Raw genomic sequence first — 15,031 nt, forward strand, 5'->3', positions numbered from 1 at the left:
TGATTAAGACATTTAAGGGATGCGGCATTATACCGTGGCGCACTAGGCGGGGCAGCAGACAAAACGGCAATCCGGCGTGCCTGCACAATTGGGCAACAAGCATCCGATAGCGTATCGGCCGGATTTGAACGCTATTCGTAAAACGCTGTGAATAAATTCTGGAAGTTTGCGGCAATGCAATACTGAAGAAGCTTACAAATGTTACATTCACGGCCCGGAATATGAGACACGCAACAGCGAGTGCGGCAGTATCTTGCCGGCTTCTGGCAAAAAGGATTAGGTTCTAAATTGGCACAAAAGCAAATAGCAGTTATCGGTGGTGGCGTAATTGGCGTTTGCACAGCGTATTACCTGGCTGTCGCGGGGCATCAGGTGGTCGTGATCGAACGTCGCGGCAATGTCGCCGAAGAAGCCAGTTTTGGCAATGCAGGAATAATGGCGCCAGGTTATGTGACACCGTGGGCCAGACCCGGTATGCCCAAGCATTTGTTAGGCTATCTGTTCAAGCAGGAAGCGCCGCTGATGTTGCCGCGCAAAATGGATCCGGCCTTGTGGCGCTGGATCCGCTTGTGGCTTTCCGAATGCGAACTGAAAAATTTTCACGCCAATATGGAGCGCATGCAGCGCCTGATCGCCTATAGCCGCGACACCTTGCAGCAACTGAAGCAGCAGTTGGAGCCGCAAGATTTGCAAATCGACAAAAAAACGCAGGGCTACCTGCAGCTGTTTCGTACCGTGCAAGATGTGGCGCTAGCCGAGCCGGCGCTTGCCATGTTAATCGAGCTGGATAGCGCGCACCGCTTGCTCGATGCCGATGCTGCACGCCAGCTGGAGCCGGCACTGTCGCCGCACACAGCACTGGCCGGCGCGTTGTATCTGCCCCATGCAACAACAGGCAACTGCCCTTTGTTTACCAAGCAACTCAAGCAGATTGCGATGTCGATGGGAGTGGAGTTCATTTTCGGCAACAGCGTCAGCACAATCACACAAAATGGCAATCAGCTTGCGCTGGAGATCGGCGAGACTTCTTTTTCGGCTGACGCCATCGTGCTGGCAGCAGGCGCAGAAAGCGCCCGGATGCTCAAGACTCTTGGTATCAGCACCCCGCTTTTTTCCGTCAAAAGCTTTGCTGCAACAGCAACCGTGAAAGATATGGATACGCTGCCGCTAGCCGCATTGATGGATGAAACCTATCGCGTTAGCATCACCGGCATGGGCAACCGAATCCGCCTCGCGGGAACCGTAGAGCTGGCCTCGCGCTCTGTAACAGTGGCCGAGACCGCGCAACGCACTTTGCGTAAAGTAGGCGTTGACTGGCTTCCGAACGCTGCCAACTATAACAATGTGAATTTCTGGTGCGGCCTGCAAGCGACTTTGCCGGGCGGCCCGCCGCTCATTGGCGCAACCCCGATCAGGAATCTATTCGTTAATATCGGCCACGGTGCGAATGGCTGGGCAATGGCTGCAGGCGCCGGCAAACTGGTGGCCGACATCGTTTCCGAACGCGAACCGGAAATCGATCTGGACGGTTTGACGCTGGCGCGCTATGGAGTGCAAACTTCCTGCTAATCCAGTTACCATGTAAATATTAAAATAGTGGGAGTATATTAATATTTAGCGTGTTATTCTCAATATTTTATTGCGGGGAACAAATATACAGTGGCCTAGTATTAGATTTAGAATTTTCCTGCAGTACATAAATAGTGGATGCGCTATTTAGCACGAACGTGTTGCCACTCTTTACAAAAATATAGCGGAGCCTCGATGCCAACCCGACACGCACTATATTCGATTGCTGAAATCCGCCGGATTGAACAAGCCGCCTTGGCCGAATTGCCCTGCGGCACACTGATGCATCGCGCCGGGCAAGCCGCCGCCGCTGCCGCAATGACTCTGCTGCAGCCAACGCCGTCCGGCGCGCAGGTGTTGATATTGGTCGGCCCCGGCGACAACGGCGGCGATGCTCTCGAAGTCGCCGCCCAGTTGGCGCAAACCGGGTTCGCTGTCACCGCCTTAATCGCCGGTCCGATTCCGTCGTCAAAAGATGCGCAACAAGCTTTGCAACGCGCCCAGAACAGCGCGGCTGTGTTCAGGGATGGTGCATTTTTGCCGGAAATCTCCAACACCCAATGGGCGCTGATTGTCGATGGTTTGTTCGGCATTGGCTTGACGCGTCCGATTGCCGGCGTCTATCGCGATCTGATCGAGAGCATTAATCGCATCAATCGACTCAATCACTTTACCTGCCCGGTACTGGCGCTCGACATCCCAAGCGGATTGGACGCCGACACTGGCAATATCCTTGGCGGGGTTGCGAACGCCGATTCCGGCAATTCAGCCGTAGCCGTCAACGTGCAGCAGACTATTACTTTCATTGCCGACAAGCCCGGCCTGCACACTTGTGACGGCCGTGATTATGCGGGCAAGGTTACAGTCGCCGCACTGGATATCGACGCGCGGCATTTCGATCGCAACCCGGCCAGCATGCATCTGGCTACGGTTGGCGAATTTAGCCATTCGTTGCAACTGCGCCGAAATAATTCGCACAAAGGCAGCAATGGCGATGTCGTCATCGTCGGTGGTGCAACAGGCATGCATGGCGCACCCGTGCTATGCGGACGCGCCGCAATCCAGAGTGGCGCGGGCCGGGTTATCGCCGGATTCATTGGCGCGGCGCCCGCCTTCGACAGCGCGCAACCGGAACTGATGTGCCGGTCCGTGGCGCAATGCGCTTTTGCTGCAACCGTGGTAATCGGGCCGGGGCTGGGAAACTCGCATGCCGCGCTTGCAGCACTGCGCAAAGCGCTGCAATCCGAGGCGCGGCTGGTGTTGGATGCCGATGCACTGAATCTGATCGCCGCCGATCCTGCGTTGCAGCAAACACTGGCGCTGCGCACGGCAACTGCCATCATGACGCCGCATCCACTGGAAGCCGCGCGCCTGCTTGGTATATTCAGTGCCGAAATCCAGGCAGATCGGGTTGCCGCCGCCCGCCGATTGGCGCGCACTTACCATGCAATCATTGTGCTCAAAGGATCTGGATCGATCATCGCCGCCCCGCAGGACAATATCGTGATTAACCCAACCGGCAATCCAGGATTGGCTACCGCAGGCACCGGCGATGTTCTGGCAGGCATTATCGGTGCGCTGCTGGCGCAAGGATGGCCGGAATGGGAAGCTGCAATCGCGGCAGTCTGGCTGCATGGCGATGCAGCCGATGCACTTGTAGCCACAGGCCAAGGGCCAATCGGGCTAACGGCAAGCGAACTGATTCCGGTTGTGCGCCGCAGCCTGAATCGCCTCAGCAATCAATACGCAGCGGTACGCTGATGGTCCTCTGATGACAATAATCTGCCGGCCGCAATGGTAATCGTGCGCTCGCAGCGGGCGGCAATCAAGCTATCGTGCGTGACCAGCACCAGAGTCGAATGGCGCTCCCGATTCAAGTCAAACATCAATTGAATCACCGCCTCGCCATTTGCAGCATCCAGGCTGCCGGTCGGTTCATCGGCAAATAGCAAAGGCGGTTCGGTCACGAAAGCGCGTGCCAGGGCGACCCGCTGTTGCTCGCCGCCGGACAGGTATTTCGGAAAGTGTTTCAGGCGACTGGATAATCCGACCCTACCCAACATGGCTTCAGCTTTGTTTCTTGCATCAGAATCACCACGTAACTCCAGCGGCAGCATGACGTTTTCCAACGCATTCAGGTGTGCCAGCAACTGGAATGACTGGAACACAAAGCCGATTTTTTCCTTGCGCAAAAGTGCCCGGCCATCCTCATCCAACGCAAAGATATCGACCCCGTCAAGCCGAACCGTACCACTCGATGGCGTATCCAGCCCAGCCAGCAAGCCCAGCAGGGTTGATTTGCCCGATCCGGACGCGCCCATTATCGCGAGCGTCTGCCCGTATGGCACGGTAAAATCGATGTCGTGCAAAATAATCAGTTCACCCGTCGCATCCGCGACGCGTTTAGTAAGGTTGTCAGCGGCAATGGCTGGCGCAAGCAAGGAAAGATCAGGCATGCAGAAAAATAGTGGATGGTTGGAAGGTTTAATGCGCATATTCATAGCCGCAACGTTGGTCTTGTTGACCCTATTCGCGACAAGCGCCCATTCTGCATCAAAAACGATACTGGTGCTTGGCGATAGCCTGTCAGCAGAATATGGTTTGGCGCGCGGAACCGGCTGGGTGTCGCTGCTCGAAAGTCGCCTGAAAACCGAAAATATCAATGCCACAGTCATCAATGCCAGCATTAGCGGCGAAACCACCAGTGGCGGCAAAAGCCGTCTTGGCACCTTGCTGGAAAAGCACCACCCCACGGTGGTCGTAATTGAATTGGGCGGCAACGATGGCTTGCGCGGCTTGTCGATCCGAGCATCGGAAGACAATTTGCGTAGCATGATTAGTGCAGCCAAAAAAAACCGAGCCAAAGTGCTTCTGGTTGGCATGCAGATCCCACCCAATTATGGTCGGAATTACACAGACCAGTTCTCGGCCCTGTATCCCAAATTGGCCAAGGAAACCAGGTCGGCTCTCGTGCCTTTTTTACTCACTGGAGTCGCCGATCGGCCTGAATTGTTCCAGTCCGACCGCATACATCTAAAAGCGCAAGCCCACCCGGTCATACTCAAGAATGTCTGGGCGCACCTTAAACCCCTTTTGTCCAAGTGAGCGTATGAAGTACCCTGCCCTACTCCCTTTTGCCGAAATATTGCCTGTGTTGGATAAATTCGATGCCATCATAGACGTTCGAAGCCCAGCCGAATTCGCAGAAGACCATATCCCCGGCGCCATTAATTGTCCGGTGCTGAGTAATGAAGAGCGTCAACGCATCGGCACTCTATACAAACAAGTCAATGCATTCGAAGCCAAGAAAGCCGGCGCGGTAGTGGTGGCAAAGAATATCGCCCATCACATTGACACCTTGTTCATGGATAAACCACGCGATTGGTCACCCCTAATTTATTGCTGGCGCGGAGGCAACCGCAGCGGAGCGCTGGCCCATATCATGGCCAAAATCGGCTGGCCGGCGGTACAACTGGATGGCGGTTACAAGGAGTATCGCCGTCATGTAAATGCCGCATTCGGCGAAATCGCATCGCAATTTTCTTTTCAGGTCTTGTGCGGCACCACTGGCAGCGCCAAAAGCCGTTTGTTGCAAGTTCTGGCGCAGCAAGGTGCGCAAGTACTGGATCTGGAGCAACTGGCCGAACATCGGGGCTCCGTGCTGGGCAACTTGCCGCTGCAGCCGCAGCCTTCACAAAAAATGTTTGAGAGCCGCCTGTGGCAAACGCTGCGCGAGTTCAATCCTGCACAAGTCGTGTATGTCGAATCTGAAAGCAAGAAAGTTGGAAATGTCCGGATACCGGAAATATTGATAGAAAAAATGCGTTCTTCATCCTGCATTGCGGTGCAACTATCACAAGAGAATCGCATCAAATTGCTGATGGAGGATTATGCGCACTTCGTCGGTGACCCTGAGAAATTGAACGTGCAACTGGACTGTCTGGTCAGTATGCACGGCAAGGAAAAAATCGCGCACTGGCAACTGTATGCCCTATCCAGCAACATGGAACCTTTAGTCACGGAACTCTTGGCAGAGCATTATGACCCGGCCTATAAGCGCTCGATCCAGCGCAACTTCAATCAATATGGGCAGGCGCGAATACTGGAACTCGCTGGCATCGATATTGACTCTTTGCAGAGCGCGGCACGGCAACTCACTGGTATGCATTGATACGCTTTCAAGTCATCTACTGACACGATAAAGACCTTCGCTACTGCGTAGCGGTCATTGGAATCCGGAACAAGAATGATGCAAGGTTTTTGCAACCGAATATAGAATAAAAAAACCGCTCATTGAGCGGTTTTTTGTTATGTAGCTTAATTTTCTTGCAAAAATGAGCTGCGCCCTATTCTATACATCACTGTTTTTGGGTGTGATAGGTTGCAATATTTTGACTATGGCTTTCTGCTTTAAATAATCAATATAAGTGAGCATTTCCTGCTGGGCCAAAGCATTAGAAATTTGCTGCTGCTCCGCTATCCGGCGTACTTCATCCTTAACAGCAGGCTCAGTTACTTTATTAATACGATAAATCGCATATCCTTGGCCCGGTAAATCAATGCCAACGAACGCGGGTAATTTTGAGACGTCGGCTTTCATTGTGGCAGCCAGCACACTACTGTCTAAATCGGACTTCTTCGCCCTGGAAACAATTTTTGTTGCACTAAAACCAGCATCAGTAGGGATTTTCTGCAGGGATAGCAATCTTGATTGGCCTGCTTTCTTAGCCAGTTTCTGTGCTTCAATTTGCGTTACACGCTCTCGCACTGAGGTTTTTACCTCCTCAAAAGGACGCTTGCTAGTCGGCTTGTGTTCGACCACGCGTCCCGACATCAGGATATTTGGAGCAATCTCCACTGCCTCCGTGTTGTGCTTGTTTTTGATCGAGTCATCAGAAAACAATGCCTGCAGGAACTTTGGATTATTAAACGCAGCATTGTTACCGGCGGCATTGTCAATCTGACGCGTCACCTTGGATGCAGTCTCAACCGTCAACTTCAGTTTATCAGCCACCGGTTTCAAGCTGTCTGACTGCTCATAGATTGTATTGCTGAAAATTTCCGCCATTTCCGCATACTTCTTTGCAGTCATCTGCTTTTTAATTTCTACTGTAATCTCGGCTCTGGCATCATCCAAAGACTTAACAGAAGCAGGTTTGATGGCACTTATCTGGATAATATGAAAACCAAAATCGGATTGGACAATATCGCTGACTTCCCCTTTCTTAAGCTTGTAAGCTGCCTCTTCAAAAGGTTTGACCATCATTCCACGACTAAAAAAATCAAGATCGCCACCGCGTTCTGCAGAGCCGGGGTCTTGGGAATTTTCCTTGGCAAGCTTGGCAAATTCCGCCGGATTTTTACGCAATTGAGCTAGCAGATTTTCCGCCTTTGTCTTTGCCTTTGTTATTTCCGCTGGCGAAGCATCTTTCTTAGTTGCAATTAGAATATGGCTGGCGCGCCGTTGCTCGTCAACCGTATAGCGTTTTGCATTTTGTTCATAGTAAGACTTGATGTCGGCATCCGTGATCGACAACTGCGACTCAACGACGGCACTGTTCAAAATGACATATTCAATTTTCAATTGTTCAGGAATCGCATACTGAGCCGAATTATCCTTGTAATAGGACTGCAGCATTTCGTCAGTCACTTTTGCCTGCGCATTGAAATCAGTAGCATTGAAATTAAGCTGTTGAATTTCTCGCTCTTGGGTTGCAATTCCAGACAAACGGGCAACCACAGTTTTTGGTGCGAATGCACTTGATTGAATGGCGCTATTGAGTTGCTGCAAAGCCAGATCCTGGCGCAAGCTTGCTTCATAAGAAGATGGCGTCAGGCCCTGTGCTGCAAGCAAAGAAGCATAACGTTCACTATCGAATTTTCCATCAGGAGAAGTCAGACCCGGCATGGATAGAATTGCCTGCTGCAATGCCTGATCGGAAACAGACAGGTTTTTGCGTGATAATTCGGCCAATAATGCGCGTTGCGCAATGAGTTTATCCAGTGCGCTTTGTCGCATTTCTGGAGTATCCAGCAATTTTTGATCAAATTGTGTTCCAAGCATTTGCCTGAAGCGATCCATTTGCTCTCGCTGCGCCGCTTCTAGTTCTTGCTTAGTAATTGAATATCCTGCCACTTTGGCGACAACATTACTGTCCGTTCCAAATCGGCTATAGCCTTCAAGCCCCACGAAAGCAAAAGAAGGAATAATAAAGAGCAATAACAATAACTGTGTCAAGCGCTTGTGGCCGCGGATAAACTCTAGCATGGTCAACCAATCTGGCAAATTTCAAAAAAATGACGCTTAATGTAAAAAAAGGCGAACTTTCGTTCGCCTTTTTTTTGTTCTGGCGGAGTGGACGGGACTCGAACCCGCGACCCCCGGCGTGACAGGCCGGTATTCTAACCAGCTGAACTACCACTCCTGAGTTACTTTAATAAAAATTGACTGATTGGTGGGTGCTGAGAGGCTCGAACTCCCGACCTACGCCTTGTAAGGGCGCCGCTCTACCAACTGAGCTAAGCACCCATAACTACTTAGTCAGTCAAATTTTTGATGCTTGTCACCACACCAAAAAAGCTAGTTTACAGCATCTTTTAAGCCTTTGCCAGCTTTAAATTTAGGGACTTTAGCAGCTTTAATTTTAATGGATTCACCAGTACGCGGATTGCGCCCAATACGCGCCGCACGCTTACCTACCGAGAATGTACCGAATCCAACGAGGGTAACAGCCCCATTCTTTTTCAGCGTAGTTTTTACCGCAACAATCAATGCCTCAAGCGCACGCGTTGCCGCTGCCTTGGAAATATCTGCTGACTGGGCAATATGCTCGATTAGTTCAGTTTTATTCACTTAATCCCCCTAAAGGTTGAATTCCGCAATAGTGCTATGCATCGTTTTTTTTCGTGCATCCATTGCGCCACAGGAAACCTGCAACCGGTATTAAAACAAGCCTTAAAGGCCGATGTCAAGCGCTTTACAACTTAATCAATAACAGATAATCCTGTGGTACCGACATTTGATAAATGATTACATGTGCGCTGTCATACGAACAAAAATGCCTCTACGTCAGGCACTCTTGTTAGCAACTGTAAGGTTAATGTTTGACGACACCAATATCAGTTTGAGTGCTTTGGCCAGGAACAGCGGATACAGTTGCCTCCTCGTCCGTCAATGGCTCTGGGTGCCGCTCAAGAGCAATCTCCAGAACCTTATCAATCCAGCGGACCGGGATGATTTCGAGTTTATTTTTGACGTTATCGGGTATTTCAACCAAATCCTTGACATTCTGCTCTGGAATCAGCACGGTTTTTATGCCGCCGCGGTGTGCTGCAAGCAATTTTTCTTTCAAGCCGCCAATAGGCAACACTTCTCCTCGCAAAGTAATTTCACCCGTCATCGCAACGTCTGCACGCACCGGAATTCCTGTGAATATAGACACCAAGGCCGTCGTCATTGCAGCACCGGCAGATGGACCATCTTTAGGGGTGGCGCCTTCAGGAACATGGATATGGATATCCGTTTTTTCGAAAACTTCGTTCTTGATTCCGAGGCTTTTTGCCCGACTACGCATCACAGAACGGGCAGCTTCTATCGACTCTTTCATTACATCGCCGAGAGTGCCGGTACGAATAACTGCACCTTTTCCAGGCATTGCCACTGCTTCGATTGTCAATAGTTCACCACCAACCTCAGTCCAGGCGAGTCCAACCACCTGACCAATTCGATTGTCTTTTTCGGCCACGCCATAATCGAAGCGGCGAACACCCAGGAATTTATCTAAGTTCTTCGCCGAAACGATAATTTTCTTGTCTTGTTTCTTGAGCAGCAACAATTTAACTACTTTACGGCAGATTTTCGAAATCTCACGTTCCAGCGAACGTACTCCCGCTTCTCTGGTGTAAAAGCGAATAATGTCTCGAATAGCGGATTCGGCAACGCCGATTTCCTCATCCTTCAATCCGTTATTCCTGATTTGCTTGGGTAGTAAGTATCGTTGAGCAATGCTGGTTTTCTCATCTTCCGTGTAGCCGGACAAGCGAATAACTTCCATCCTGTCTAGCAGTGCTGGCGGGATATTATATGAATTCGATGTAGCAACAAACATCACATCCGACAAATCGAAATCGACCTCGACATAATGATCGGCAAAAGTATGATTCTGTTCGGGGTCAAGCACCTCCAGCAGCGCTGAAGAAGGATCGCCCCGATAATCCGCTCCCATTTTATCTACTTCATCAAGCAGAAATAATGGATTGCGCACACCCGCCTTGGCAAGACTTTGTAAAATTTTGCCTGGCATCGAGCCAATATACGTGCGACGATGTCCACGTATCTCAGCTTCATCCCTAACCCCGCCCAGTGCCATACGAACAAATTTTCGGTTTGTGGCGCGCGCTATGGACTGCCCTAGAGATGTCTTACCTACTCCTGGAGGACCAACAAAACAAAGAATAGGCGCTTTGAGTTTGTCAACACGTTGCTGAACGGCAAGATACTCAAGAATGCGTTCTTTAACTTTATCTAGGCCGTAGTGATCATTTTCAAGGATTTTTTCAGCATTGGTCAAATCATTATTCACCTTGGATTTTTTCTTCCATGGCAAACTAACTAGAGTATCAATATAGTTACGAACAACCGTAGCTTCGGCCGACATTGGCGACATCAGCTTAAGTTTCTTAAGCTCACTCTGTGCTTTCTCACGGGCTTCCTTAGGCATTTTTGCAGTAATGATTTTTTTCTCAAGCTCATCAAAATCTGCACCTTCCTCACCTTCCCCCAATTCCTTCTGGATTGCCTTGACTTGCTCGTTCAGATAATACTCACGTTGGGATTTTTCCATCTGACGTTTGACGCGTCCGCGAATACGCTTTTCCACCTGAAGAATATCAAGCTCACCTTCGAGTTGGCCCAATAAATGTTCAAGGCGCTTTGCGACGTTGAAAATCTCAAGGATCACTTGTTTTTGTTCGAGCTTCAAAGGCAAGTGTGCAGCAACCGTATCGGCCAGTCGACCGGCATCGTCAATACCTGCCAGTGATGTCAGAATTTCAGGGGGGATTTTTTTGTTTAGTTTTACATACTGGTCAAATTGTTGAACGATAGTGCGGCGCATCGCTTCCAATTCGGAATCGTCCCCGAGTTCGGATTCAATAGGGGTCAGATCGGCAACAAAATGCGTTTCCAATTCACTAATATGATGGATCCGTGCGCGTTGAGCGCCTTCTACAAGTACTTTTACAGTGCCATCAGGCAACTTAAGCATCTGCAATATATTTGCTACGCAACCGATTTCATAAATGTCTGCAGGTGATGGCTCATCCTTTGCTGCGGTCTTTTGTGCTGCGAGCATAATGCTCTTGCCCTGTTCCATGGCAGCTTCTAAAGCCTTGATTGATTTTGGCCTACCAACGAACAACGGTATGACCATATGCGGGAAGACAACAACGTCCCGCAACGGCAATAGCGGCAGTTGGCTTTGTTCAGTAAATGTGGGAGTCGTCATAGCAAGCCTTTTCAAATAAACCTGTTAGTGATGTTGGCGCAAGTGGCCAGAACACAAGCCCGAGAGAAACAAAAATCATCGCCAATAGGTAAAATCCCAATAAAAAAAGCCACACACGAGATATTTCTCGGGTGGCTTTGCGATTGAAGCCATAATAACCATTATTACATTAAATTATATCGCTTTTAGCAACCATTTAACGCAGGCCTTTAGGCTAGTGTCTCTAACTCGGTTTGGAAGGGGTTTGCACCCATCCAAAACCACACTGATCGAAACACCTGCCTTCAGACCGGGGATTTCAAACTTATTTAGATGCCCCAGATGCCTTGGGCTGCTCATGATAAATCAACAATGGCTTGGCGCCATTTGTGATGGTGTTTTCATCGATGACCACTTTTGCCACATTTTGTTGATTAGGTAAATCGTACATAACATCGAGCAATGCATGCTCAAGAATTGAACGTAATCCACGTGCACCCGTTTTGCGGGCAATCGCTTTTTTGGCAATGGCATGTAAAGCAGCTGGTCTGACCTCCAATTCAGTGCCTTCCATTTCGAGCAGTTTTGAGTATTGTTTGATCAGTGCATTCTTTGGTTCCACCAAAATCCGTATCAGTGCCTCTTCATTGAGTTCAGTCAAAGTGGCAACAACTGGAAGGCGCCCTACCAATTCTGGAATCAATCCAAACTTGATCAGATCTTCTGGTTCAGCTTCCAGCAATACATCACTGGCCATTTTCTGGTTTTCACTCTTTACCGTTGCAGAAAAACCAATTCCACTTTTTATCGCACGATTGGATATAACCTTCGCCAATCCATCAAATGCACCACCACAAATAAACATGATGTTCGTGGTATCAATCTGCACAAAATCCTGATTAGGATGCTTGCGTCCACCTTGCGGCGGAACTGAAGCCATTGTGCCTTCGATCAGCTTCAACAGCGCCTGTTGCACGCCTTCTCCAGAAACATCGCGTGTAATGGATGGGTTATCGGATTTGCGCGAAATTTTGTCGATCTCGTCAATATAGACAATACCTTTTTGCGCCTTTTCGACTTCATAGTTACAGCTTTGCAACAATTTTTGGATAATATTCTCGACATCTTCACCAACATAACCGGCTTCAGTGAGTGTTGTTGCATCTGCCATCACAAAAGGCACATTCAACATACGTGCCATGGTTTGCGCCAACAAAGTTTTACCTGAACCGGTTGGACCAACAAGCAATATATTGCTTTTTGCCAGTTCAACATCATCCACTTTACCCAAATGCTTGAGCCGTTTATAGTGATTGTAGACAGCTACAGACAAAATACGTTTCGCGGTAGTCTGTCCAATAACGTATTGATCGAGCAAGTCGCTAATCTCTTGCGGTGTAGGTAGCGCAGATTTTTCTCCGCTAATGGATTCAACACTAACGGCTTCATCATGAATGATGTCGTTGCATAAATCGATGCATTCATCACAGATGAATACGGAAGGACCGGCGATGAGTTTTTTGACCTCATGCTGGCTCTTACCGCAAAATGAACAGTAGAGCAGTTTTTCGCCGCTGGAGGTTTTTTTGTCAGACATGGGGAGGGATCTATATAAATTTAAAGTTTCAGCTTGATATTACCCGTTAATTTAAAAATCGTCATATCAGTTTAATCGGGCAATCACTGCATTATCAATGGAAAACGCCCGGACGATAAAACGTTCGGGCGTTTTCCGCAGGACTATACGTCACTCGCGGTTTATCAGAACTTTGTCAATCAAGCCGTATTCAACTGCGGCGTCAGCCGACATGAAGTTATCCCTATCTGTATCTTTGCCGATTTGCTCAAGGGTTTTCCCAGTTTTTTCTGCCAGGATACCGTTTAATCTTTCACGCAGATAAAGAATCTCACGCGCCTGTATCTCGATATCGGACGCCTGCCCCTGAGCACCGCCCAGAGGTTGATGAATCATGATGCGAGAGTTAGGCAGAGAAAACCGCTTCCCTTTAGCACCAGCCGCAAGCAGAAAAGCACCCATGGATGCAGCCATCCCGGTACATAGTGTTGAAACATCGGACTTGATGAATTGCATCGTATCGTAGATAGCCATGCCGGCAGACACCGAACCACCGGGTGAATTAATGTACAAGGAAATATCCTTGTCAGGATTTTCACTTTCCAGGAACAATAATTGCGCCACTATCAAATTCGCCGTTTGGTCATTGACCGGACCGACCATGAAAATCACACGTTCCTTCAACAGGCGCGAGTAAATATCGTAGGAGCGCTCGCCCCGACCGCTTTGCTCAACCACCATCGGCACCAGACCGAGCATGTCTGTATCAAATGCGGATTTTCTGATTAGGCCTGTCATTTTCGCTCCATATGAAAGACGCTCAAGTATATGCTTGAGCGGTATTTGCTAGCGAATTATGCTTGCGTGTTATTACCCATCAATTCATCAAACGCAACGGATTTTTCTGTCACTTTCGATTTACTGAGGACATAGGTGACGACATTTTCTTCCAGCACAAGGGCTTCAACCTCAGACAAACGCTGACGATCGCTGAAATAATATTTAACGACCTGCTGCGGATCTTCATAACTTTGCGCAAAGTCTTCTACTTGTGCTTTTACTTGTTCCGCAGTTGCCTGCAGTGTATTTTCCTTGACCACTTCAGCCAGAATCAGTCCCAGGCGTACCCGACGTTCCGCCTGTGCAGTAAACAATTCAGGAGGGAACGGCATATCTTTGGCATTCATGCCGCGTTGCGTCATGTCTTGACGCGTCATCTCTGTCAGACGCACGACATCCTGATCAACCAGCGCTTTTGGAACGTCCAACTCAGCAATCTTGATGAGTGCATCCATCACGACATCCTTGTTTTTCGCCTTGATGCGGCCGGCAACTTCGCGCTCCAGATTGGCTTTGATATCTTCACGCATTTTTTGCATGTCGCCATCTACTACGCCAAGGGATTTTGCAAACTCGGAATTCAACTCAGGCAAATGTGCCCATTCGAGCTTTTTCAGGGTAATGGTAAACTCCGCTGTTTTCCCTGCAACGTCCTTGCCATGATAATCGGCTGGAAATGATAATGGAAAGGCTTTCGCTTCGCCTATTTTCAATCCGATTACCGCAGCCTCAAATTCAGGCAGCATGCGGCCTTCACCCAAAACGAACGGGTAATCTTCAGCCTTGCCGCCAGTGAATTCAACGTCATCAATTTTGCCGACAAAATCGACCGTCACGCGATTGTCGTTCTGTGCCGTCAAATTTGCGCCGCCATCGCCATGTTCACCCTGCTCGCCTTTGACGTGGTAATGCACACGTTGTTTGCGCAGAATTTCGATAGTCTTGTCGACCTCTACGTCTGTTACGGCAGCTGTGATTTTTTCGACCTCAACGTCGGACAGATCGCCGATTTTGACTTCCGGGTAAACTTCAAAAGTAGCATCGAATGCGACCGAACCATCAGCCAAATCCTCGCTTGTTTTTGGCTCAATTTTCGGATAACCGGCGACGCGCAAATTGTTTTCATTCGCAGCATCGCTGAATGCACGACCAACTTTATCGTTCAATACTTCAGTTTCGACTTGAAAGCCATATTGTGCGGCGACCATTTTCATCGGCACTTTACCTGGACGAAAGCCCGGCGCTTTGGCCGTGCGAGCGCGGACTTTCAGGCGCTTTTCAACCTCTTCCTGGACTTCAGTCAATGAAAAAGTGATGGTGAGACGGCGCTCTAATTTACCTAGGGTTTCGACTGCAGTTGCCATGTAAATCATCCAAAAAATAAGAATTCTGTGGTGTGAGAAAAGGGGTTTGAATAACGCATCATTTCTGGCTGCGGATTCGATCGATTTCTCAAGAAATAAAATAAAATTGCCGGCTTGAAAACGATTGAAAAAATTAAGCAATTTATTCAGTGACTGGCAGCAAATATCCAATGCATTTTTTGATCGGCCGAGTTGTT

11 protein-coding genes and 2 tRNA genes are annotated in these 15,031 nt (G+C 49.1%); 4 read left to right on the forward strand and 9 right to left on the reverse strand.

The features are described 5' to 3' along the window. The first annotated feature begins 288 nt into the window (after positions 1–288). Together FKCLFG_RS08075 and FKCLFG_RS08080 are read left to right on the forward strand one after the other, a co-directional pair. Positions 289–1,569, forward strand: a complete 1,281-nt coding sequence (locus FKCLFG_RS08075; protein WP_472615694.1) for a D-amino acid dehydrogenase — start codon at positions 289–291, stop codon at positions 1,567–1,569. Positions 1,570–1,764: 195 nt separating this feature from the next. Beyond that, positions 1,765–3,330: an NAD(P)H-hydrate dehydratase gene (locus FKCLFG_RS08080; protein WP_472615695.1), complete on the forward strand. Its 1,566-nt coding sequence runs from the start codon at positions 1,765–1,767 to the stop codon at positions 3,328–3,330. On the opposite strand, the gene FKCLFG_RS08085 is transcribed toward FKCLFG_RS08080, so the two are convergent. Then, positions 3,309–4,025 carry an ABC transporter ATP-binding protein gene (locus tag FKCLFG_RS08085; RefSeq protein WP_472615696.1) on the reverse strand — a complete coding sequence of 239 codons (717 nt, stop codon included), beginning with the start codon at positions 4,023–4,025 and terminating at the stop codon, positions 3,309–3,311. The two genes, FKCLFG_RS08080 and FKCLFG_RS08085, sit on opposite strands and share 22 nt — an antisense overlap. Before the next feature lie 31 nt (positions 4,026–4,056). On the opposite strand from FKCLFG_RS08085, the gene FKCLFG_RS08090 reads away from it, so the two are divergent. Continuing rightward, positions 4,057–4,674 (forward strand): arylesterase, encoded by a 618-nt coding sequence (locus FKCLFG_RS08090; RefSeq protein WP_472615697.1) that lies wholly within the window; start codon positions 4,057–4,059, stop codon positions 4,672–4,674. A 4-nt stretch (positions 4,675–4,678) separates the two neighbouring features. After that, on the forward strand, positions 4,679–5,740 hold the full coding sequence (mnmH, locus tag FKCLFG_RS08095; protein WP_472615698.1) for a tRNA 2-selenouridine(34) synthase MnmH: 1,062 nt from the start codon (positions 4,679–4,681) through the stop codon (positions 5,738–5,740). 180 nt (positions 5,741–5,920) lie between these two features. Here mnmH and FKCLFG_RS08100 read toward each other — a convergent pair whose 3' ends face one another. The 8 genes from FKCLFG_RS08100 to tig all read right to left on the reverse strand — a co-directional run bounded on the left by FKCLFG_RS08100 (position 5,921) and on the right by tig (position 14,834). Continuing rightward, positions 5,921–7,837 carry a SurA N-terminal domain-containing protein gene (locus FKCLFG_RS08100; protein WP_472615699.1) on the reverse strand — a complete coding sequence of 639 codons (1,917 nt, stop codon included), beginning with the start codon at positions 7,835–7,837 and terminating at the stop codon, positions 5,921–5,923. Between the two features lie 80 nt (positions 7,838–7,917). After that, positions 7,918–7,994, reverse strand: a tRNA-Asp gene (locus FKCLFG_RS08105). Positions 7,995–8,022: 28 nt separating this feature from the next. Continuing rightward, positions 8,023–8,098: transfer RNA gene (locus FKCLFG_RS08110), tRNA-Val, on the reverse strand. A gap of 51 nt (positions 8,099–8,149) precedes the next feature. Then, complete coding sequence (locus FKCLFG_RS08115) at positions 8,150–8,422, reverse strand: HU family DNA-binding protein (RefSeq protein ID WP_472615700.1); 273 nt, start codon at positions 8,420–8,422, stop codon at positions 8,150–8,152. Positions 8,423–8,666: 244 nt separating this feature from the next. Continuing rightward, positions 8,667–11,075 carry an endopeptidase La gene (lon, locus tag FKCLFG_RS08120; RefSeq protein ID WP_472615701.1) on the reverse strand — a complete coding sequence of 803 codons (2,409 nt, stop codon included), beginning with the start codon at positions 11,073–11,075 and terminating at the stop codon, positions 8,667–8,669. A 304-nt stretch (positions 11,076–11,379) separates the two neighbouring features. Further along, positions 11,380–12,651, reverse strand: a complete 1,272-nt coding sequence (clpX, locus tag FKCLFG_RS08125; RefSeq protein WP_472615702.1) for an ATP-dependent Clp protease ATP-binding subunit ClpX — start codon at positions 12,649–12,651, stop codon at positions 11,380–11,382. A gap of 150 nt (positions 12,652–12,801) precedes the next feature. After that, positions 12,802–13,428 (reverse strand): ATP-dependent Clp endopeptidase proteolytic subunit ClpP, encoded by a 627-nt coding sequence (clpP, locus tag FKCLFG_RS08130; protein WP_472615703.1) that lies wholly within the window; start codon positions 13,426–13,428, stop codon positions 12,802–12,804. Between the two features lie 56 nt (positions 13,429–13,484). Then, a complete protein-coding gene (gene tig, locus FKCLFG_RS08135) occupies positions 13,485–14,834 on the reverse strand; it encodes a trigger factor (protein WP_472615821.1) in 1,350 nt (449 codons plus the stop codon). Positions 14,835–15,031 lie beyond the last annotated feature (197 nt).

The organism is Gelidimonas denitrificans (assembly GCF_055694065.1).

Excerpts from the sequence above, each read along its gene's own strand:
- FKCLFG_RS08080 (WP_472615695.1), top strand. The coding sequence starts at position 1,765 with ATGCCAACCCGACACGCACTATATTCGATTGCTGAAATCCGCCGGATT.
- FKCLFG_RS08085 (WP_472615696.1), bottom strand. The coding sequence starts at position 4,025 with ATGCCTGATCTTTCCTTGCTTGCGCCAGCCATTGCCGCTGACAACCTT.
- FKCLFG_RS08090 (WP_472615697.1), top strand. The coding sequence starts at position 4,057 with ATGCGCATATTCATAGCCGCAACGTTGGTCTTGTTGACCCTATTCGCG.
- mnmH (WP_472615698.1), top strand. The coding sequence starts at position 4,679 with ATGAAGTACCCTGCCCTACTCCCTTTTGCCGAAATATTGCCTGTGTTG.
- FKCLFG_RS08100 (WP_472615699.1), bottom strand. The coding sequence starts at position 7,837 with ATGCTAGAGTTTATCCGCGGCCACAAGCGCTTGACACAGTTATTGTTA.
- lon (WP_472615701.1), bottom strand. The coding sequence starts at position 11,075 with ATGACGACTCCCACATTTACTGAACAAAGCCAACTGCCGCTATTGCCG.
- clpX (WP_472615702.1), bottom strand. The coding sequence starts at position 12,651 with ATGTCTGACAAAAAAACCTCCAGCGGCGAAAAACTGCTCTACTGTTCA.
- clpP (WP_472615703.1), bottom strand. The coding sequence starts at position 13,428 with ATGACAGGCCTAATCAGAAAATCCGCATTTGATACAGACATGCTCGGT.
- tig (WP_472615821.1), bottom strand. The coding sequence starts at position 14,834 with ATGGCAACTGCAGTCGAAACCCTAGGTAAATTAGAGCGCCGTCTCACC.